The 20,026-nt window shown below is 66.5% G+C and carries 15 protein-coding genes; 11 read left to right on the forward strand and 4 right to left on the reverse strand.

What is annotated here, in order from left to right; all coding sequences use genetic code 11:
• The first annotated feature begins 1 nt into the window (after window position 1).
• From sctT to H3H55_RS34610, 4 genes are all read left to right on the forward strand, one after another.
• The gene (sctT, locus tag H3H55_RS34595; RefSeq protein ID WP_193102685.1) at window positions 2-817 is read left to right on the forward strand and encodes a type III secretion system export apparatus subunit SctT; all 816 of its coding nucleotides are present in this window, start codon (window positions 2-4) and stop codon (window positions 815-817) included.
• Between the two features lie 255 nt (window positions 818-1,072).
• On the forward strand, window positions 1,073-2,533 hold the full coding sequence (locus tag H3H55_RS34600; protein WP_193102686.1) for a helix-turn-helix transcriptional regulator: 1,461 nt from the start codon (window positions 1,073-1,075) through the stop codon (window positions 2,531-2,533).
• A 79-nt stretch (window positions 2,534-2,612) separates the two neighbouring features.
• Window positions 2,613-4,442: a type III secretion system outer membrane ring subunit SctC gene (gene sctC, locus H3H55_RS34605; RefSeq protein ID WP_193102687.1), complete on the forward strand. Its 1,830-nt coding sequence runs from the start codon at window positions 2,613-2,615 to the stop codon at window positions 4,440-4,442.
• A 143-nt stretch (window positions 4,443-4,585) separates the two neighbouring features.
• Window positions 4,586-5,554: a hypothetical protein gene (locus H3H55_RS34610; RefSeq protein WP_193102688.1), complete on the forward strand. Its 969-nt coding sequence runs from the start codon at window positions 4,586-4,588 to the stop codon at window positions 5,552-5,554.
• A 23-nt stretch (window positions 5,555-5,577) separates the two neighbouring features.
• Here H3H55_RS34610 and H3H55_RS34615 read toward each other — a convergent pair whose 3' ends face one another.
• From H3H55_RS34615 to H3H55_RS34625, 3 genes are all read right to left on the reverse strand, one after another.
• Complete coding sequence (locus tag H3H55_RS34615) at window positions 5,578-6,363, reverse strand: response regulator transcription factor (RefSeq protein WP_129518181.1); 786 nt, start codon at window positions 6,361-6,363, stop codon at window positions 5,578-5,580.
• Between the two features lie 398 nt (window positions 6,364-6,761).
• Window positions 6,762-7,448, reverse strand: coding sequence for a DUF3455 domain-containing protein (locus tag H3H55_RS34620; protein WP_193102689.1), 687 nt, complete (start codon window positions 7,446-7,448; stop codon window positions 6,762-6,764).
• A gap of 20 nt (window positions 7,449-7,468) precedes the next feature.
• Window positions 7,469-7,918, reverse strand: a complete 450-nt coding sequence (locus H3H55_RS34625; RefSeq protein WP_193102690.1) for an HrpB1 family type III secretion system apparatus protein — start codon at window positions 7,916-7,918, stop codon at window positions 7,469-7,471.
• 363 nt (window positions 7,919-8,281) lie between these two features.
• Here H3H55_RS34625 and H3H55_RS34630 point away from each other — a divergent pair, with 363 nt between their 5' ends.
• The 4 genes from H3H55_RS34630 to H3H55_RS34645 all read left to right on the forward strand — a co-directional run bounded on the left by H3H55_RS34630 (window position 8,282) and on the right by H3H55_RS34645 (window position 10,189).
• Window positions 8,282-8,998, forward strand: coding sequence for a hypothetical protein (locus H3H55_RS34630; RefSeq protein WP_129518178.1), 717 nt, complete (start codon window positions 8,282-8,284; stop codon window positions 8,996-8,998).
• Between the two features lie 193 nt (window positions 8,999-9,191).
• A complete protein-coding gene (locus H3H55_RS34635; protein ID WP_193102691.1) occupies window positions 9,192-9,356 on the forward strand; it encodes a hypothetical protein in 165 nt (54 codons plus the stop codon).
• A 33-nt stretch (window positions 9,357-9,389) separates the two neighbouring features.
• The gene (locus tag H3H55_RS34640) at window positions 9,390-9,770 is read left to right on the forward strand and encodes an HrpB1 family type III secretion system apparatus protein (protein WP_193102692.1); all 381 of its coding nucleotides are present in this window, start codon (window positions 9,390-9,392) and stop codon (window positions 9,768-9,770) included.
• Window positions 9,767-10,189 carry a GNAT family N-acetyltransferase gene (locus tag H3H55_RS34645; RefSeq protein WP_193102693.1) on the forward strand — a complete coding sequence of 141 codons (423 nt, stop codon included), beginning with the start codon at window positions 9,767-9,769 and terminating at the stop codon, window positions 10,187-10,189. The genes H3H55_RS34640 and H3H55_RS34645 overlap by 4 nt, the downstream gene beginning before the upstream one ends.
• A 55-nt stretch (window positions 10,190-10,244) precedes the next feature.
• Here the strand turns inward: H3H55_RS34645 and H3H55_RS34650 are convergent, their stop codons facing one another.
• Window positions 10,245-11,162: a hypothetical protein gene (locus tag H3H55_RS34650; RefSeq protein WP_319022352.1), complete on the reverse strand. Its 918-nt coding sequence runs from the start codon at window positions 11,160-11,162 to the stop codon at window positions 10,245-10,247.
• A 589-nt stretch (window positions 11,163-11,751) separates the two neighbouring features.
• Between H3H55_RS34650 and H3H55_RS34655 the strand changes: the two genes are divergently transcribed.
• The 3 genes from H3H55_RS34655 to H3H55_RS34665 all read left to right on the forward strand — a co-directional run bounded on the left by H3H55_RS34655 (window position 11,752) and on the right by H3H55_RS34665 (window position 19,556).
• The gene (locus H3H55_RS34655; protein ID WP_193102694.1) at window positions 11,752-15,003 is read left to right on the forward strand and encodes a hypothetical protein; all 3,252 of its coding nucleotides are present in this window, start codon (window positions 11,752-11,754) and stop codon (window positions 15,001-15,003) included.
• A gap of 375 nt (window positions 15,004-15,378) precedes the next feature.
• The gene (locus H3H55_RS34660) at window positions 15,379-18,942 is read left to right on the forward strand and encodes a hypothetical protein (RefSeq protein ID WP_193102695.1); all 3,564 of its coding nucleotides are present in this window, start codon (window positions 15,379-15,381) and stop codon (window positions 18,940-18,942) included.
• A 152-nt stretch (window positions 18,943-19,094) separates the two neighbouring features.
• Window positions 19,095-19,556 carry a cupin domain-containing protein gene (locus H3H55_RS34665; RefSeq protein ID WP_413464004.1) on the forward strand — a complete coding sequence of 154 codons (462 nt, stop codon included), beginning with the start codon at window positions 19,095-19,097 and terminating at the stop codon, window positions 19,554-19,556.
• The last annotated feature ends 470 nt before the right edge of the window (window positions 19,557-20,026 follow it).

The raw sequence follows: 20,026 nt of genomic DNA on the forward strand, positions 1-20,026 counted from the left end.
CATGAACGATCAATTTCTGCAGGTCGGCCCGCAACTGGTTCAGGACCTGCTGGTGCTCGGCGTGTGCTCGATCCGGCTCCTCGTGATCCTGACGCTGTTCCCGCCGACCGCCGACGGCATCCTGCAGGGGCCGTTGCGCAACGGCGTCGCGCTGATCTTCAGCCTCTACATCGCGATCGCGCAACCGGTGGGTTTCGCCGGATCGCTGGCCGGCACCGGGCTGGTCGTGATCGCGCTGCGGGAAGCGCTGATCGGCACCGTGCTGGGGTTTGCCGCCGCGACGGTGTTCTGGGTCGCGGAGAGCGCGGGCATCTATCTCGACAATCTCAGCGGCTACAACAACGCGCAGCTGACCAACCCGATGCGCTCGGAAAAATCGACACCGTCGGGCACCTTGCTCAGCCAGGTCGCGATCGTCGCGTTCTGGTCGCTCGGCGGGATGGAATTCCTGCTGCAGGCGTTGTACGAGTCGTACCGCTGGTGGCCGGTGGCCGCCCGGACGCCCATCGACATGAACTTCCTCGAGATGTTCGTGTTGCGTCAGACCGATACGCTGATGCAGATGATCGCCAAGCTCGCCGCGCCGATGGTGTTCGTGATGGTCCTGATCGACCTGGGCGCCAACCTGGCATCCAAGTCGGCGCAAAAGCTCGAGCTCAGCGCACTCAGCCAGCCGATCAAGGGCGCGATGGCCGTACTGATCCTCGCGTTGTTCTGCGGGATCTTCGTCGATCAGATCCACGATCAGCTCGACTTGCGCCTGTTCGCCGGACAGATGCGCGAACTCGCGGGCGGGCCGGGGCCGGCCGCTCATTGAATCGCAGCCGATTGTGCTTCGGCTGCTGAAACCGCTGAAACCGCATAAACACGGCCGGAATTTCAACACTCCTCAAATCGGGGCGCGGCGTTAGGTTTGTTGAATGTTCAACATGTCGTCCTCGTCTACATTGCTCCCATAGCCCGGCACGCTGCTCGACGCCCTGCATCAACGGGTGCGCAAGCGATATGCCGGCGGCTGGTGTCGTCAATCGATTCATGTCGACACTCCCGATCAATAAATATGGAGTACGACATGTTTTCAAGCCTCTATTTTCCGCTCGTTTCGGTGCTGGCCTGTCACGATGCGCAACCCGACCATCTCGGCATGCTGCTCGACGGAAAGATCGTGGAGACGATGTCGTACACGAGCCGCTGCGCGGAGCAATGCGATCACGATGAAAGCAGCGCATCGGGCTGCATGCAGATTCAGGCCGACCTGCAAACCATGCTCGGCATCGACGAGGATGCGGAGGATTCTTACCGGGAAGCGCAGAAGATGATCCGCTCGTCCCGCCGCGACTTGCGCATCGCGTCGTGCCGGAACGCCGGCTGGCAGGCCTTTTTCCGTCACCGGTTCGGCACCGCGATGTCGTGCTTCATGTCCATCGTCGACGATCCGCGGCTCGAATCCCGCCAATCGATGGAAGGGCGCTTCGGCGCGCTGTGCGTGCTGCTCGAACTGGGGCAACTGCATGAGGCCGAAGGGCTGCTCGGCGAACTCGAGGTCATGCTCGATGCGCAGGCCGGGGCCGGCGATGCCGCGATGCCGCAACTGCCGGTATGGCGCGAACTGATCGACACGTTGCGTTACGACCTGCGCGTGCAGAATGCGCTCCGCACCGCCGCACAGCTGGCCGATCACGTGTTCTGGCAGTCGGGCCTGACGGCCGGAAGGGCGTCGCCCGTCGATGAGGCAGGACAGTTTGCATCGGCCGTCGCACACGTGCGCTCGCCGCTGCTGCGCGGCCGGATCGACTATCTGGGCCACGTGCAGCGTCTCGCCGCCGGGCAGCGCGAAGCCGCGCAAGCCGCGGTCGCGCACCTGAACTGGGCGATGGCAAACGGCCTCTATGCGTATCAGTACGCGGTGCGGATCGAGATCGCGCTCGCCGGGCTGGCCGGCGGCGCGCCGCAGCTCGCGGAAACCATGCTGGCGCCGCTCGGTGCCGACCGGCGTGCCGCGCAAGGCCGCTGGAAACTCGAATCCCTGTACTGCCTCGCGAAAACACGGGCCGCGCAGGGCCGCGACGCCGATGCGGCGCAGCTGTACAGCCGTTATGCGCTCGTCGCGATGCAGTGCCTGCGGGATGCTTCGGCGGCGCTCGCGCCGTTCGCCCATCGCGCGAAACGCGTGACCGAGCAGCTCGACGATGTCGGTGCGCGCTTGCCGGCCAGGTATCGGCGCGCGTATCGCTACCTGATGGAAAACCTCGATCGCAGCGACCTGTCGGTGCGCGAGGTGGCGGCCGAGATCGGCGTGACCGAGCGCGCGTTGCAGAGCGCGTTCAAGAACAGCCTCGGGTCGACGCCGACCGAAATCATTCGCCAGAAGCGCATGGAGCGGATTCGCGCGGAGCTCGAAAGCGGCACCACCCTGGGCGCGCCGAGCGTGCTGTTCGCCGCCGCGAGATGGGGCGTGCAGAGCCGCTCGACGCTGGTCAACGGCTACCGGCGCCAGTTCGACGAAGCGCCGTCGGACACGCTCAAGCGCTGAATCAGCCGAGTCCGCCGAATCCGCCGCAGCGACGCACCCCGCGTTCGCCCCATCAATTTCCAAGCAGCCGGCAAACCACATGACAGTCATTTCGCGTCGCAATCGGTGGGGAAGGCGATTCGCCGCCAGCCTCAAACTGTGCCTGATCCTTTCCCTGGCCGTCGGCGATGGCGCGCGTCCCGCGCTGGCGGCCGACGTGCCGTTCCGGACCTCGGCCGTGCACATCGAGGTGGAGGGCAAGGACCTGAAAGACGTGCTGCGGGATTTCGCGGCCAGCCAGGGCGTCGTCGCGTCGGTGGCCGGCGACGTGCATGGCGCGGTGTCCGGCCGCTTCGACATGTCGCCGCGGCGCTTCCTCGATACGCTGTCGTCGACGTTCGGGTTCGTCTGGTTCTACGACGGCAGCGTGTTGTCGATCAGCAGCGCCAGCGACGTGACGCGCCGCGTGATTCATCTCGACTTCGCCCGCACGAAGGAATTGCGCTCGACGCTTGCGCAGATGGGGCTGGAGAACAAGCGCTTCCCGATCGTCTACGATCCGTCGATGGGCGCGGCGCTGGTGACCGGCCCGAGCCAGTACGTGGCGCTGGTCGCCAATCTCGCGTCGCGCCTCGATCAGAACGCGAACCGGCGGGTCGGTACCGGCGTGCGCATTTTCCCGCTGAAACATGGCTGGGCGGCCGATCACGACGTGGTGATCGACGGCAAGACCGTGACGGTGCCGGGCGTCGCACGCGTGCTGGCGGAGATGTATCACGCGGGCAAGGACGATACGGACGGGAACCCGGGCCTCGGCGCGAGCACCATGGCGCCCGGCATGGAGCGCCAGACGCCGATGACCGATGCGTCCGGCGGCACCGGCGGCGGCTCGCCGTTCAACCCGGCCAGCGGCGGCGTCAATCCGCCGTTGCCCGCCTTCTTCGGTCGCGGCTCGGGCAGCGCGCCGCAGTTTGCCGCGCAGCCGCCGACGCCGGGCCGCGGCGCGGACGGCGGCTACGCGAACGCCGGCGGCAGCGGCACCGGCGCGGTGCCGTCGGGCACCGGCATGCTGCCCGTGATCAAGGCCGATCCGCGTACCAACTCCGTGCTGATCCGCGACTTGCCGCAGCGCATCGGCCAGTATCAGTCGCTGATCGATCAGCTGGATGTGCGGCGGCGGCTGGTCGAGATCGAAGCGCACATCATCGAAATCGACGATTCGGCGCTGCGCCAGCTCGGCGTCGACTGGCGCGCGCACAACAGCCACATCGACATCCAGACCGGCACCGGCACGACGGCGGCCAACAGCTATTCGAACGGGCAGTTGAACCCGATCTTCAGCGGCACCGATTCGAAGGGCAGCACGATCCTCAACGCGACGCCGGCCGGCCTGTCGCTGACCGCCGTGCTCGGCGATGCGGGGCGCTACCTGATGGCGCGCGTCAATGCGCTCGAAGACAGCAATCTCGCCAAGATCGATGCCAGCCCGAAGGTGGCGACGCTCGACAACGTCGAAGCCGTGATGGACAACAAGAAGCGCTTTTATGTCCGGGTACAGGGCTACACGTCGGGCGACCTGTACGCGATCTCGACCGGCACGTCGCTGCGCGTGCTGCCGATGGTCGTCGACGAAGACGGGCGGACCCAGATCAAGCTGCAGGTCCACGTCGAAGACGGCATGACGACCTCGGAGAAGGTCGACAACATTCCGGTCATCACGACCAGCACGATCAACACCGAGGCGGTCGTATCGCAGGGGGAAAGCCTGCTGATCGCCGGCTATCGGGTAGACAACACGTCGAACGGGGAGAGCGGCATTCCGGTGCTGTCGAAGATCCCGCTGCTCGGCGGCCTGTTCCGCTATCGCGAGAACCAGCACAGCCACATGGAACGGCTGGTGCTGCTGTCGCCGCGGCTGATCGAATTCTGATGACTGGTGGATGTCGTGCGGTGCGCCCGCCGCGCAACGGACGTCCATACGCAATTCGATCGACCGGATCGCATCGCGTTCGTTCGGCCGTCCATGACGAACGTATCTTCGGTCTGCGAATCATTCAACCTAACGAGGACATCATGACACTCCCTGTCGGACCAAGACCGCCAAGCCCGATCGCCGGGTCGCACGTTGAAGAACAAGCCCCCGCGTCTGCCCATGCGCAGCGGCGCGGGTCCACGGAACTTCGCGCGACCGAGGGGCCGCTCGGCGGCTTGAGCACGCGGCCGGCGAGCCGCACGTCGCAGAGGCCGGATGTCGCGGGGTCGCCGCAAGCCGAAAGCACCGCGCATTCCCCGGTCGATTCGCTCAGCACGTTGCGGGACGAGATCGACTCCGCTACTGACCTGGACAAACTGCATCGGCTCACCGGGATGGTCGCATCGCGCGCGGACTCGCACACGATCCCGGCGTCGAGCGAGCACGCCCCGGAGACGCTCTTCCTCACGATTGGCGGAAAGATGTCCGAGGCGATGACGCGCATCGCGCCCGTCCAGGCGGAGGATCATACGGCTCAGCTCGCGCAATGCATCTCGGCCTTCAGCCGCATGCGCCCCCCGGCACTCGCGGCGGCAGGTGTGTATCACGCTTCCACCCTCATCAACGGCACGCTGCCGCGCGCAGCACAGCAAGTCGTTTTCGACCAATCGCTTGCCGCGGCCCGGAGCCTCCCGGCGGGAAATCGGGCAAATATCCTGATCGCGCTGCAGACGGCCATCTTCCGCTCCCCCGAGCCCACCACGCCGGACTCGCTTCGCGACGCACGAACGAATCTGTCCGGCATCGCGAACAGCACGCGTGGCATCCCGCCGGAGCAACTCAAACCGATCGTCGAGGGGCTCGCAGCGGATCCGAAGCTCTTCTTGCTGGCACTCAACGAAGGGGACTGGCAGTCCTCGTTCAACGCGATCGTCGACGCGTCGAACGGGCTATCGTCAGGCGACCGGCAGGGAGTCCGCAACAGGCTGAGCGATTCGCTCGACTCGATCGAGCAGAATATCGGCCCTGCGGGAATCAACGACGCCCGCGCGTATCTGAAAACGCTGTAGCCGCACGCCATGCGCCACGACGCCTAGGTGTTGCACGCGGCCTCGCTGTCGCTCGTCAGCAGCTTGGACGGCCCGGCCGCCGGCGCGCGGAGCAGCCGCGCGTTGGCCGGCTCGCCAACCTGCGCCATCACCCGCTCGACCACGCGCTCGATCCGGTAGCCGTGCGCGTACATCGTGCGCAGCACGATGCCGCACGCGCCGTCGAGCAGCAGCTTCTTGCGCAGTTTGTAGATGTGCTGCTCGAGCGTGCGCCCGACGATTTCCTCGGAACTGCCCCACACGGTCGCGGCGATCGCGCGCCGCGTCACGTAATTGCCGTGCTGCGAGAACAGCACCCACGCAATCGCGAATTCGCGGGTGGTCAGGCGTACCACCTTGCCGTTCATTTCCACGCTGCCGTTGCGGCGGCTCAACCGGTAGATACCCATGCCGATTTCGTCGTCGGTCGGCTGCGGCTTGCCGGACTCCGCGGGATTGCCGGTGAAGCGATGCACCGCGAGCAGGAAGCGCAAGCGTAGCTCGCGCGGATCGACCGGCTTCAGCACGATATCGTCGGCGCCCGCGCTCAACGCGGCGATCGCCCGGTCGTGCGCGAGAAATTCGCCGATCGCGATCAGCGGCGCGCGCCGGTCGCCGTAACACGCACGCCGGGCCAGCACCGGGTGAGACGCATCCATGCCCGCGGATGCGTCGAACACGATCGCGCTGAATTCTTCCCGATGCAGCGCACGCGCCAGATCGATGTCCTCGCTATAGCGCGTGCAGATGACGCCATCGCCGACCAGACAGCTTTGAATCAGATGAAACAACGCCGAATCGTGGGTAAAGATTGCCAGTTTCAATGGGCACCTCGCGAAGACATCGCTCTTTTACTTGGACGCTCGGGAGGACACGACAGCGCCTGTCCCGGCCCACGAAAGGTAGGGGGAGGCCCTCGCTAGATCCGTAACATTTTGTTAAATAACGCAAGAAATGACATGACGCGGCCTGGAACCTGTCACGCCGAGAAAAAAATATTGGAACAATTGGGCGGAATTGGGCGACGTTAAGCGATTATTCAATCAATTTTTCATCGCTCAATATTTGGTCAATTGCTCATTTCAAGAGCAAAATGTCTAACAAATCGCCTGCGCCAGCCTTGTGGCGCAAGGGCTTTCGCGAAATATTACAGGCCGTAAAGTATCAACTGACTTTGATTGAGTATTGGTCAGTTGTTTGGAATCGGTACCGTACCGTTTGCCGGATGAACCGGCGCGTGCCACGGCGCCGGCATTGCGCCGCCGCGGCCGGTTTGCGTCGGCGCATTCGCCGCGCTGCCGGCGCGCGCGCTGTAAATCAGATAGGTCGCGCCATACGGCACCAGCAGCGTGCTGCCTTCGCGATCGCACAGCGGATCCGGCGGCAGGCCGCCGCTGGTGGCGACCTGCTGGATCATCGACGTGCGCGCAAAACGTCCGCCGCGCATCACGCCGCCCGGACGATGACGCGCGACGAAGCGCGTCCAGACCGGCGTGCCGGCCGTGACCTGCGCGACTGCATCGGCGCGCACGACGACGTAGCTGCTGTCGTAGGCCGTGAAATAGCCGCCCGGCGCGACGGTGCCGACGCTCTGGCGCTGCGGGTCGACGAGCGTCGCAAGATCGCCTTCGCGGGCCCACAAACGCACCGCGCCGTCATGGCGGCATTCGTAAATGGTCTGGCCGCGCGCGGTCAGCACCTGGTCGAGGTGCTGGGCCGGGCCGGCCCGCAGCATCGCGGGCAAGTCGTCATCGGCCGGCACGACATGGGGCGCGGCGCAGGCCGCGAGGGCGGCCAGCGTCATCGCCGACGCCAGCGTGCGTGCCGCACGCGATGCGCAGCACACGATGAGGTCGCAGGAGGGGTTCAGGAACATGCGGATCGTGCCGGCTCGAATCAGGCCGCTTGCACGCGGTTCGAACTGAGCGCTTCCGCGACGCGCGCGTGCGCGTCGGCGCTGCGGTAGCCCACGTGCTGATCGTCGCTGGCCGCCGCGAGAAAGCGGTCGACGATCGCGATCGCGGTCGGGTGACCGTTCGCGAGCACCGCACGCGCGCAACGCTGCCAATCGATATCGCCCTGCATGTACAGGCACCAGCTCTGCAAGGCCCAACTAATCGGCCCGCCGTCGCCGCGCTCGTCGATCTGCCGCAGCACCTGCGACGCGGCAAGCCAGTTCGACGAGCCGATCTCGAGCCGCGCTTCGCAGATGTCGCCGGTCGGGCCGTGCGGGTGCAGTACGCGCAACGCCGGCAGCATGTCCTCGAGCTCGGCACGCGAGCCGCAACGCACGCCCCAGGAAAACATCGTCAGCAGGATATTCGACACGACTTGTGGGTTCGACATGGTGTTGGCTCCGAAGACGTAGTAAGCGTCGCGACCGGATCAGGCGGACGAACGGGTCGCGTCGATGCGCCGATGACGCAGCCATGACGGCATCGAGATTGTCGGCGACGCGATGGTCGTGCATGCCGGCGCGCACGAAGCGCTGAATGGGGCGACGAATCCTGCGCGGCAACGAACCGTCGCGCCGCGCACGCCGCTATCCGCATCGCGCGGTGATCGACCGGTTCGGTTCGCATGACGCGGCTTCGCATCGGTCGCCAGGTTCGCGCGTGCGTGCCCATAGTCTGACGGTGAATCGGGCCGCCCACGGACGGTGCGTCCGGTTCTTCTGGCGATCCACAATTTTTCAGCGGGAGCAAATACATGAACGACATCACGTCAGGTTGCCTGAGCGCAATCTTCGGCAGTTCGTCGAATATGTCGCCGCAAGGTCTTTCCGGTGGCGGAATCATGGGTGGTCTTGGCATCTTGCAGAAGCTGAAGCAAGACATCGAGAAACTGATTACCGACATGCTGGGGATGGGCGGTGGTGCCGATGGCGGCAACGGCGGCGCGGGCGACGACATGGGCGGCGGCTACGGGAACGGCATGCCGATGGGTGGGAACGGGATGCCGATGGGCGGTAATGGGATGCCGATGGGTGGGAACGGGATGCCGATGGGTGGTAATGGCATGCCGATGGGCGGCAACGGCATGAACGGCGATGGCATTCAGACCGGTGGCGGTTACGGCAACGGAATGCCCGGCGATGGTTTCGGGCCAGGCCAGGGCCAGGGGCTGCGCGACGTCAAGTTCAACTCGCCGGCCGGCGGAGACGCACTGCACCTGAAGATGGACCAGAACGGCAATCTGTTCAACGGCAGCGGCAATTCCGTCGGACGCTACGATCAGCAGACCGGCCAGCTTTCGTTCAACTCCGGTGCGAGCGATGAGATCAAGCGGCTCATGACGGGCGGCCGCGATGTTCTCGGCGTCGACAGCAAACTCGCCCCGACGGAAGGCCCTGGCGGCAACGCGGTCTTCTCGTCATCGCAGTTCACCATGAGCGTCGGCGACCTGAATCAGAAAGCCGACTTCTGAACGGGTATCCGGCTGCGCGGGCCGGGCGGCTGCGAACAACGTGCTCGCGCACATTCGCTTCGCGGCACGTCGGTTCGGTTCGCGGGCGCCGGGCATGTCCCCCGCGCGCTAGTCTTTTCATTGCGATCTGGAGCAGCGAAGGGCGGCCAGAGTTCGCATCAATCGAGTCTCACACTGGAATCAGGAGAATCAAATGGGTGCAATTGCAGAAGTCGGGGCGAAAGTCATCGAAGGTATTACCGGGGCAGGCGGCAAGGATGCCGCCAGCTCGTCACCGGTCGACGCGCTGATGCAGGGCCTGCTGGGGTCGGGCCTGAAAACCCTGGAGACCCCGCCGTCCGCCAGCAGCGATTCGTAATCCTGAACGATTCACTACTCGGAAAGAATGCTCATGCAACCTGACGACGATGATGATGTTGCCCAGTTGGGACGCGCGGTGATCGACAGCATCATGGGGGATCGTTTCGACGAAGCCGAGGGGTTGCTGGAACGGCTTTGCGTCGCGCGTCCCGCCGCGCGATCCCTGTTGATATTTCCCGTGGCGATCGCCATCCGGCGGGGACGCCCCCAGGATGCGCTGCATCTGGTCAACGGGTTGCATGAGGACGAGCGCCCGGACCTGAAGGCGCTCTGCCTGCACGCGCTCGGCGATCCGTTATGGCACAGCTATGCGGTCGAACATCAGGACAGCCCCGACCCCGACACCCGCAAGGTCATGCGCGGCTTGCTCGGCATCGAGCGGCAAGGCCACGACTTCGAAGCGGCGCGATGAATCGATTCCGCCTGGCAGACCGCGCGGATCTGGCGGTCTTCTACGAGGCCGATGCGTCGTACTTTCGTGCCGGCAGAGCGGACATGCTGCAGGTCGTCAGCCTGGAAGTGTTCATCGCGCATTACAGCGGGTGCCCGTCGATCGGTTTCGTATGCGACGGCCGCGCGATCGGCGGCATGATCCTCGATCGCGGTCATGCTCACCTGGCCGTGCTGCCCGCGTACCACGGGCGGTGGGCCATTCTGTGGAAGCCCGCGCTTGAATGGCTGTTCCGCATGACGCCGGAGGCATTGGGCGTCGTGGAGGCCGACAATCGCGTCTGCGTTGAATTCATGAAGCGTAACGGCTGGACCGGCGTGCCCACCGGCGACGGGAAGATCGTTTTTCGCATTACGCCGCGCACACCGCGGCGCGCCTGATTGGCGAGGTTTATCGCTTCAAGGTGCTGAACAGTGCGCGCGTGCCGACACGTTGTCAGACGTTGTCGAGCACGCCGAAGACCTTGTCCGCCGTCTGCTTCGCATCCTTCCCGAGGTTGCTGTTCTCGATCGCCGTCTTGGCCTCCGACACGCCCACATCCTTGATGACCGTGAGGACCGCGGAGACCGGATTGATGCGGCCTTTCGTGATGATGTCGATGAGGCTCTTGCCGATGCCCTTGAAGAACGCGCCGATATACTTGCCGGCCTGCTCGAACCCCCACTGCAGATTGTCCTTGTTGGTGCCGTCGAGGTTCACGTGAGAATCGTTCGTCTCGTCGAGCTTGTGTCCCGTCTGCTCGAGGTGTGCCCAGCCGCCTCCCGGATGTCCGCCGCCACCGACCACGTCCTGCAGCAGCCCGGCTTCCGTGCCGTGACGCGCGTCGCCGTCTTTCGTGAAGCCGTCGATCTTGCCGTTGCCGACCTCCGATGCATCGCGCGCGTCGCCGTTCCTGTTCGCCGAACTCTTGATGTTGGTGAGCAACGCGGCCGCCTTGAACGCCTGATCGGGATCGTTGTACAAGTTGCCGCCAACGAATTTGTTCAGGTTGTCCTTGACGCCGCCCTGATTGCCGAGGTTTTTCAGCAGCGGGTTGTCGTCGATGATCTGCTGGGCCGTCCGGTTGTCACCGGGCGGACGCTTCGTCTGATCGTTCGGCACCTGGGTCGCGAATGGCGCCATCGTCGGGTCCGGAGACGCGGCACATCGCGTCTGGTTTCCGGCAGGCGCGGCGGGGCCGTCCGATTTCGTCGTGTCGGTGGACGACTGTGTCCGCGTGAAGTTCGCGTGAAAACCGAGCGGCATGGGCGACACCTGCGCGTGCTGGTACTGACCAACCGGACCTTGAGCCTGCGAGCCGCCGAACTCCGTGGCGAGCAGTCCCTCGATGTCCTGCAGGATTCCCTTGAGCACGGACGCAAGATCGTTGGATTGACCGGATTGGCCGCCATGCATCAATGCACCCATCGAAACCGAATCGGGATACTGAATCGAAATCATCATGCCTCCATGACCGAACGCCCCGCATTGACCGCGGGCATGCGTATCGGGTCAATGGACATTCCAATGCTCAAAGACTAGATGGAGACGAGCATTGCCGCGCGCATCACGCGAAAAGCCGTGCGGAAATCCGAAGTTCCGGCCGTGTAATGCTTACCGACAATAAAATAGGTTTCCTGATTATTACTATAAAATCGGATTCATTCCATCACGTCACGGCAGTTTCATGTCCCGTCGCGATAGTGGCTGCATCCCACTACGTGATTGTTCCTGCGAGATGTCGACTCCCGCACTCAACCCATCGACCGGCACGCTGCAAGCACGGGCGGCTGACGATGCAGCTGATACGCCGGCCACCACGCCACCACACACGGAATCGGCACCGGCGGCGTCAGGGTCCGGCCAGGTCACCGGTGTCCTGGCCGGACTGAAGTCGAATCTCAAATCGCGCGCCAAGGCGGCCGGCAACGCGATTGCCCATCCGAAGCGGCCGAATCTCCCGATGGATCTCACCGCGCTGTCGTTGCTCAAGATCGGCACGAAAGGCCGGCCGGTTCTTCCGCATCACACGAAGGATTCCACGCGGGACGTTGCCGTTCCGCCGCCTGAACTGTCCGATACGACGCAGGCCGAATCGCTCGCCTACGCGCCGCCGGAAAGCGCGACGCGCAAGCCCGTGCGATCGATGCAGCAGGCGCTCGGCGCCTTCAGCGCACGCACGGCCGGCACGACACCAGCCGACGATGCAGCCGACCGGATCGATGGCCTGGCCGCGACCGCGCATCGCTGCTTCAGCAACCGCGACCCGGCCAGCATCGACCGCCTCGTCGCGGACGTACGGCACGCGCTCGCGTCGGCACCGGGCCTCTCGCCGGCGGGTCTGGCCAGCCAAGGTGAACTGCTGATCGATGCGCTGTCCGACTCCTGCCACGAACAGCCGGGGCTCGCGCGCGACGTGCTGCGTCGCCTGCAGCAAGGTTTGTCGCTCCGGTCGCAACCGGCGCGCGATGCCGGTTTCATCGACAACCATCTGACGGCGCTCGCGTGGCGAACCGCGCAGAAACTCGCGGAGACCGCCAGCGGCTACGACTGCGTGCATGCGCTGGCCGGTCGCGCGTGGCCGCCCGCGGACGGCGCGGCGCGGTATGCGCCGAGAGTGTGGCTGCAGGCCGCCGATCGCCTCGTCGACACGACGCGGTGCGAAGCCGATCCGGCGGACGTCGAACGCCACGCACGGGCCTTGATCGACGATACGTCGGCCACGCCGCGCGCCCATGCCGCGTGGATCGTGCGTGCGGCGTCGCGGTTATGGCGAAGCCAGAGCGCGGCGGGCTTGAACGCATCGGACAAGGGCGCGTTGCTCGCCGGTCGCCAGGGCTTTTTCACGGACGGGCCGGGAACGCCGTTCGCCGCCACGAAGAACCGGCTCGCACGCTTCCTGAATCACACGATTCCGCGCGCGACGTCGGACCGTTTCGATCCGGCGCCGGACGAACGCGACGATGCCGTGCCGGTTGCGGCGCAGCGCTCGATGTTCGCGGCCGCGGTGCGGCCGTTCGGGTACCGGAAGAGCGCCGTCGCGGCGATGAAGGGTGGGGTGCAAGGCGCAAGCCTCGGCGCGTGGTCAAAGGACGAACAGGTGCTCGACGCCGCGCTTCGCGATGCGTTCATTGCAATGCAAGCGCACGCTGCGGTTCGCGAACCGGCGGGCGGCGCCGGAAAGCTGAGGAAGGACAGCCGCGCGATTCACGAGACGGTCGGCGCGGCCGAACTCGCGGTGCTGGCGGAATTGTCGCGCACCGCCGAACCCGCGCCCGGCACCGGCAGGCAGCCCGTCGAGTACGGCATGCAATACGACGACGCCACGGTCGGCCTCATCGCCGAACGCGTCGTGCGCACGCTCGACGACGCGACAATCGACCGGCTCGCACGGCGTACCGTGCAAAGGCCCGGCGAACGCGCATCGTCCGGTGTAGGCCGATCGACGCGGCGCGAAGCACGCGTGCGCCGCGCGCTCGTTGCGTTCCGCGACACGCTGGCGGGTGCCGACCGAAATCCGCAGGCGCACGCCGACGCGCTCAAACGCGTGCGCAAGCACCTGATCGGCGGCTCGGACGTGCTCGATGCGAACAAACTCGGCCGCTGGCGCAAGCACATCGGCGACGACGTGCCGGCCGCGGTCGCCACCCGGTTCGACACGATCGACCGCATCGCGCTCGGGAAAGCGGTCACGCCGCGCGGCACGACGACCGCACATTTCCGCGACGCGGGCGAGCGCATCATCGACGCGCTCGAAGGCAGCGGCAAGGCGGTCGTCACGGAGGGCGGCATCATCGGCGCGAGCACGCGCGGCATCAGCGCGACCGCCGCGTCGTTCCCGTGGATTGCGCCGCGCGTCAACCTGCAGGCGTCGCACGGTCGCCAGTCGGTACTCGAGTACAGCCGCAGCACGGCCGCGTACAAGATCGGCTTCGGTACGCAGCGCAGAAACCGCTTCGAGGCCGGCGGCGGCATCCAGGTGGGTCACAACATCGGGATCGCGCGTGCGGCCGGCAACCTCGAACTCGGGCACGAGTGGGACGATACCGGGCAATGCACCGTCGACCTGAGCATCGCGCGGCGCCTGCATCCGGATAACGACGCGTACGACGATGCGGCCGGCCGGCGGCAACTGAAGGCCGTCAACCGCTACCTGTTCGACAACGCCGGCCGGGGCAGGGGCGAGCGCGCGCTGTGGAACGAGCTCGGCAGCCGCTTCTTCGACCACGACGACTTCTCGGTCGCCTGGAACAACCAGACCGCCAGGCTGCGGAAAGTCGGCGGCGTGGCCGATCTGCGGGCCGGCGTCAAGATCGGCGCGGGCCAGTACTCGGCACGCGCGAATGCGGCGGCGGGCGGCACCTATCAATGGGTACGGCGCGCCGAGCTCGATTCGGTCGATGCAAGCGGCCAGACGATGATCGAGAACCATCGTGTCGGCAGCGGCCATCGTGTCGGCGTCGAGGTCGGCGTGAACGTCAGCATCAGCGATCAACTGCAGAACGCGCAGACGGGCAGCGCGCACCCGGCCGATGTCGCGACCGTGTCGATTTTCTCCCCGAAGCTGATCGGGATCGAAGTGCCGGTTCACGACTCGTTTCACCAGGCCAAGGCGACGCTCGTGCGCGAACGCGGCAGGCTGCAGGTGCGCGCGTCGAATGCCGACACCGAATTCGCGGACTTCACGCAGTACAAGAAGGCGTTGCGCGAGGATCCCGCGTGGCTCCTCGCGTTCGGCGTGACGCCCGGGCATCCGCTTCCGGCCACGACGGCGGACTACGAACGGGCGCTCGCGACCGGCCGTGAAAAAATCGAGCGCTACCTGTCCCACGTCGCCGAGAACCGCGTGCAGAACCTGCGCTTCGTGCTGCGGCGCCGCCTGCGCGAACACGCGGCCAGCGAAGCCGACGCGCTCGACGACCGGATCGCATCGCTGACCGCAAAGAATCGCGGCGAAGCGCATGCGCACGGCATCGACACGCTGCTCGACCGGCGTGACGCGCTGCTCCGGCGCGTCGACTCGTGGATGCCGACTGAGCTTCTGACCATCCAGACGAGCGACCGGCAAGTTACGGCGGGGCTGCGGCTCGGCCTGCAGATCGCGGTGCAGAAAGGCGCGCGCGGCGAGCATGAAGTGGCCGCGCTGAAGCTGTCGCCGCGCGAAGCCGATCGACTGGACCGGAACTGGCCGCGACAGCCTGTGCCGCGGGCATGAAGGGCGGGAGGGGCAGGAGGGCATGCCGGCCGACTGCCCCGAAATCCCGGCGGCGACGCGCGCCTTCGGCTGCCCCTCGGCCTGACAACACGCCCCGGATTGTCACGATCGCGCGTATTCCGCTGCGTTTTCGCTTACATGCGTTCGCCATGAGATGAACCGACGCACGGAACGGACGCAGACAATGAACGCGTGATCGTGCGGTCCGGGTGACGTCGGACCGCGCAACAAGACCCGATGCCGTCATGGGCAGCCCATCTCGTCACCCGGCCGTCGAACACGGGATCGCTCGCGCGATTCCGCCTTCACGCCGTCGCAGCCCGATGCGTATCACGAGGTGAGCCCGATAAAAGCAATCACCGTCCGGAGAACGAAGTGGGAGACAGCAATACGATTGGAGGCAATCGCGCCACGCCGATGAATGTGGAGCGCGCGCTTGAACGAGGCGACGGCCCGGCTCCCGCGTCGTCGCCCGCGGAACGGGCGGACCGCGGCAACCGGCCGTCTCCGCTGCTGGACGGCCTGCGGCACGTGCAGCCGAAGCTTGACGCAGGGCGGCATGCGTTTGCGCCCGCGGGCACCACGGTCAGCGTCGGCGCCGCCAGCTGGCAACAGAGCGTCGGCCCGCGCACGCGCATCAACGATCCGCGTACGGACTGTCCGCCCGGCGCGCCACGCGACGTACCCGACGGCGCACCGACTTTCACGCACCCCGAAGCCGTTACGTCCCGCGCGTTTCTGGAACGGACAGCGCAACTGCAATCCGCCGAGGAACCGACGATGCCCGGTGCGTGGCCCGGCCTGCGCCCGGAGTGGGACCTGGCCGTGACGCACCCGAGCACGCCATCGCACGCGGCCAAGGCATGGGTTCAGCAGCAGATCGGCGCGTTGGGGCAACCCGAGCAACTGATACGCGGGTACTTCCGCACGTCCGTCACCGCGCCGCCCGCTCGCCGGGACGACGCGCGCAGCGCAAGCCGGCGCAGCGAACCCGAGCCCGCCAACGCGCCACGGCAGTTGACCGCCTTCATCCAGGCATTGCCGTTCGAACACCGCTGGGACGTGACCCGCGTGCTGGCCGACGTATCCGGCGGCAGCCCGAGGCTCGCGGTGCAGATCGCGCGGCGGCTGCAACAGCCGTTGCAACTGCACGCCGACGGCCACGGCGACGACGCACAAGCGTCGACCGACCCGGCCGTCGAGCGGCTTGCGTGGCAGGCCGCTCGACAACTCGTCGGCACCGCGGACCATCCGGGCGGCGTGGCACTGGATGCGCTGCTCGGTCTCCAGGGCCTGCGTGACGAGGACGACGGCAACGTCGGCAAGGCCGGCGCGCTCGTCGTGTTTCTGCGGGCGACGGCCAGGCTCGCCGTGATCCAGCCGGGTTTCAGCAGTGTGCCCGGCGACGCGATGAATCCGGACCACTGGGGCGAGTTGGCCGGCAACCCGCAGGCATCGCTCGCGCTCGACGCGTTGCGTGCGCTGGGTTCGATGGAAATCGTCGCGAAAGCGCAACCCGGTCCGGCCGCCGCGGTGCAGGTCACGCACGAATCGCAGGATCCGCGCGGCATGCGTGTCGCCGTCATCGACCACGAAGACTATACGGTGCGGATTCGCGCGACGCGGTCCCAGCTGGCCGCGGTCGTGGCGCTCCTGTGGTCGCATGACGAGCGCGGGCCCGGCACGCCGTTCACGGACGGCGGCGCGCTCGCTTATCGCCGTCTCACCCGTTCCGTCGAAGCCAGTGCCGGCCGTCCGCCGAGCGATACGTGGAGCGCGTGGGCGCATGACGGCATGTCATTCGTCAAGGACACGTTCGGCCGGCTGCAAGGCGGCCCGCTGGCGGCTGTCGCGCGCAAACTGGTATCGCCATTCCAGGCACCGGAGTCGACGCCGGCCGTCGCCTCGCCCCGGGAGCAGGCCCTCGGCCCGGGCGGGGCCATCTATCGCACGATGCCCGGCATGCTCGGCCAGGATCTCGACACCAGCGACAAGCAACGGGCCGCGTACGACGGGCACGTCATCGCCACGCGCGATGCGGTGCTGGCCTACTGCGAACAACGCATCGCGCACGCGAACGATCCCGGCGAACTCGCGTCGCTGGCGTTGATCGCGGAGCAGCTCACCGCCTGGCAGGACACGCGCGCGCTGGACCTTCCCGGCACCCGGCCGCAGGTCGCGCAAAGCCCGCGGCCGGAGTCGTTCCGCGTCGATGCGGAAACGGCCGGACAGTTATGGCAGCGTGCCCGCGAACGGGTGCAGCAGGACGCCGGCGGCGCCGCCCCGAACGTCAAGGCGGCCGCGTTGCGTCATTTCGACGAGAATCCGAACCGCAAGGCGGAATTCGTCAGCCAGCTGACCACCGCGCCGGTGCCGTTCGGTCGCGAAGCGCTGCAACGCTGGATCGATCTCAGTGGCGCAAGCCGCCATGCCGAAGACGACACGCTGCAATGGCACGGCCGGCTGGAGCAGGCGCGACGCATCGCCGACGACGGTCGAACCTTGCCGCTGGAGCGGATCGACAGCGAGTCGCTCGAGCGGCAATGGTCGGCGCTGGTCGACCGCACCGAGCCGGGCACGCAGTATCGCGCGATGACGGGCGGTACCGCGGGCGTGCAGTTGTCGGTGGCGCTCGGCGTGGTTCCGGTCGCCGTCGCAGTGACCGGGCTGCAAAGCAACACCAGCGGTTATGCGGTCGGCGCGGAGAACAACGGTTTCGCGATCCGCTTCGAGGATGAGCGCGTCCGGACGGTGGCGGGCGGTGCGTCCGGCTACGGCGGCGTCGCCCTCGCGGGCGGACTGGTCGGCATCGGCGGCAGTGGCGGTGGGGCGTTGCGCGGCAGCAGCACGCAAACGCGCGGCGTGCTGTTTCGCGCGGCCGTGCCCCGGCGCGCGTTCGGGCACGATCCGGCCGCGCTCGAACAGTGGCGCGAGGACGGCAAGGACATGGTGGTCACGATGTTCCGGGTGGCAGGCGAGGTCGACGCAGGGTCCGGCGATCCGGACGACTATGCCGATGCCTTCGCCGCTGCCTGCATCGGCAAGCCGTCGATCCAGATGGCATCGCGCAGCGCGAACGCGGCCAACCTGGTGGCGGTCGGATCGGGCAGCGTCAACGCGCGCCTGACGCCGGCCGGCGCGGGCATCCAGCCCGGTGTGTTCGGCAGCGTGGCGGGCACCGCCACGCTCGTCGATCACGCGCTGTCGGTCGAACAGGGCGCGGCCGTCGCTTCGTCGTCCACCTTCCGCAGCGCGACGTCGGTCAGCACCAACGTCGCGGCGGGCCTGCAGATGCCGACGCTGTCGGCGGGCGGGCACGATCCGGCCGCGCAGCGGTTGGCCGCGTTGACGGTGGCCGATGCCGGCGTGACGGACGCGCTCCTGACCAGCAAGGTGTCGAGCACGTACCTCGCGCGCGACAATCGCGGCCCCATCGCGTCGCTGATGGTGCGCGACACGTTCTATCACGACTTCCGCGGCTGGAGGGAGGCCGTGGAGCAGAACCCGACGTGGCAGCAGGGTATCGGCCCCGAGCGCCTGGCGCAGTACATCGCGCAGGCCGCCGTCGAATACGACGGCGCGACGAGCCTGGGCGAACGCTGGATTTTCCGGCCGGACACGACGGGATTCGCGGTCTACACGGTGCACGAGCGCATGGTCGAAACGCTCAAGCAGGAGGTGGCCGCCACCGCCGATCCGCACCGCAAGGCGCAGGCGCAGGACCGGCTGCTCGCCGCGTCGGACGCCATGCAGGACTTCCTGAACGATCCGGCCATGCTCGCGCCGGTGGGCCTGTTCGGCATCCGGCAGACACAGGCCACCAAGACGATCGGCAGCGGATACGTACTCGTCGCGAAAGAGTCGCACACGCAAACGGCCGTGCAATTGACCAATTTCGAGCCGTATGTGGAAACGAGGACAACCGACCGGCATGAGTGAGCCGAATGCGTTTAAAACGACCGACTGACGATGCGGGGTCTTTCCATAAGATTTTCCAGGGTCGCGCGCAATATATCGTTGCTTGTCGCAATACGCCGAAGACGCGACAGTGGCGGTTGTTCGATATCGATGCTGATGAAGGAAGCCGCAAAATGAAGTCGGGAAACAGGATGTCGCTGATGGCCAGCGTGCGCAGGCGGCACGCGGTCGCGATGAGAATGGCCGCAAGCGGTTCGCTGGTGCTCGTGGCCCTCGTGGCCGCGCCGTCCGTACAGGCAGCCGGCAACGCGCCCGACAGCAAGCCGACGATCGTGCTGCAGCGCGTGCCCGTCCCGAATACCGATCGCGAGATGGGCATGGGCATCGCCGAATTCCCGCCCAATGCCGCCAAGCCGCGTCATGCGGCCACCGGCCCCGAGCTGTGTTATGTCCTCGAAGGAGAGGTCACCGTGCAGGTCGACGGCCAGCCGCCGAAGGTAGTTCACGCAGGCGAGACCTTCCGGTTGCCGGCCGGCGTCGTGCATGTGACGCGCGCGGGGCCGGCCGGTGCGAAGGTCGTCGCCGCGTGGGTGCATACGCCGGGCCAAGCGTTCAACCTTCCCGCGCCCAACTGATGCGCCTGGCGTCGCGCGTCCGTTGACCGGCGCGCGCAATCCGCTGTCCGGATTGCGCAATGACGACCGGGCGGCCGGCGGGTACGATTCGAATGTTCAATCGAATCGACTCGTGTCGTGATGTGCGTATCGGACGAACCAGCGCGCAATTCCGACTCAGACTAAAATGCATTCCCTGATTCTCTGCAATGACCCAGGGGGTTGCTTGCGACATCGCGACCGTTCACAAAAACGTGTCACTCAATCGACATGCGCATGATAATAATTTCATCGAGAGAAACGAGCGGATGCGAATGCTTCATCCGCGCTCGCGGCGACGTTGCGTCGCGCCTGCTGTCCGGGTGACCGTCGCGACCGGTTGCCCGCGGCCCCCGTGTTTAGCGCCCGGCCGGCACGCGTTGCCGCCGAGAAATGACCTGTCCGGATTGTGCAGGTTGACGGTTACTGATGGCATTCGCCGCCGCGGACGC

It is taken from the genome of Burkholderia sp. Z1 (assembly GCF_014893795.1).
Lineage (GTDB): Bacteria > Pseudomonadota > Gammaproteobacteria > Burkholderiales > Burkholderiaceae > Burkholderia > Burkholderia theae.

Coding starts and splice junctions, on each gene's coding strand:
- sctT (WP_193102685.1), top strand. CDS start 2: ATGAACGATCAATTTCTGCAGGTCGGCCCGCAACTGGTTCAGGACCTG.
- H3H55_RS34600 (WP_193102686.1), top strand. CDS start 1,073: ATGTTTTCAAGCCTCTATTTTCCGCTCGTTTCGGTGCTGGCCTGTCAC.
- sctC (WP_193102687.1), top strand. CDS start 2,613: ATGACAGTCATTTCGCGTCGCAATCGGTGGGGAAGGCGATTCGCCGCC.
- H3H55_RS34610 (WP_193102688.1), top strand. CDS start 4,586: ATGACACTCCCTGTCGGACCAAGACCGCCAAGCCCGATCGCCGGGTCG.
- H3H55_RS34620 (WP_193102689.1), bottom strand. CDS start 7,448: ATGTTCCTGAACCCCTCCTGCGACCTCATCGTGTGCTGCGCATCGCGT.
- H3H55_RS34625 (WP_193102690.1), bottom strand. CDS start 7,918: ATGTCGAACCCACAAGTCGTGTCGAATATCCTGCTGACGATGTTTTCC.
- H3H55_RS34630 (WP_129518178.1), top strand. CDS start 8,282: ATGAACGACATCACGTCAGGTTGCCTGAGCGCAATCTTCGGCAGTTCG.
- H3H55_RS34635 (WP_193102691.1), top strand. CDS start 9,192: ATGGGTGCAATTGCAGAAGTCGGGGCGAAAGTCATCGAAGGTATTACC.
- H3H55_RS34640 (WP_193102692.1), top strand. CDS start 9,390: ATGCAACCTGACGACGATGATGATGTTGCCCAGTTGGGACGCGCGGTG.
- H3H55_RS34645 (WP_193102693.1), top strand. CDS start 9,767: ATGAATCGATTCCGCCTGGCAGACCGCGCGGATCTGGCGGTCTTCTAC.
- H3H55_RS34655 (WP_193102694.1), top strand. CDS start 11,752: ATGGATCTCACCGCGCTGTCGTTGCTCAAGATCGGCACGAAAGGCCGG.
- H3H55_RS34665 (WP_413464004.1), top strand. CDS start 19,095: ATGAAGTCGGGAAACAGGATGTCGCTGATGGCCAGCGTGCGCAGGCGG.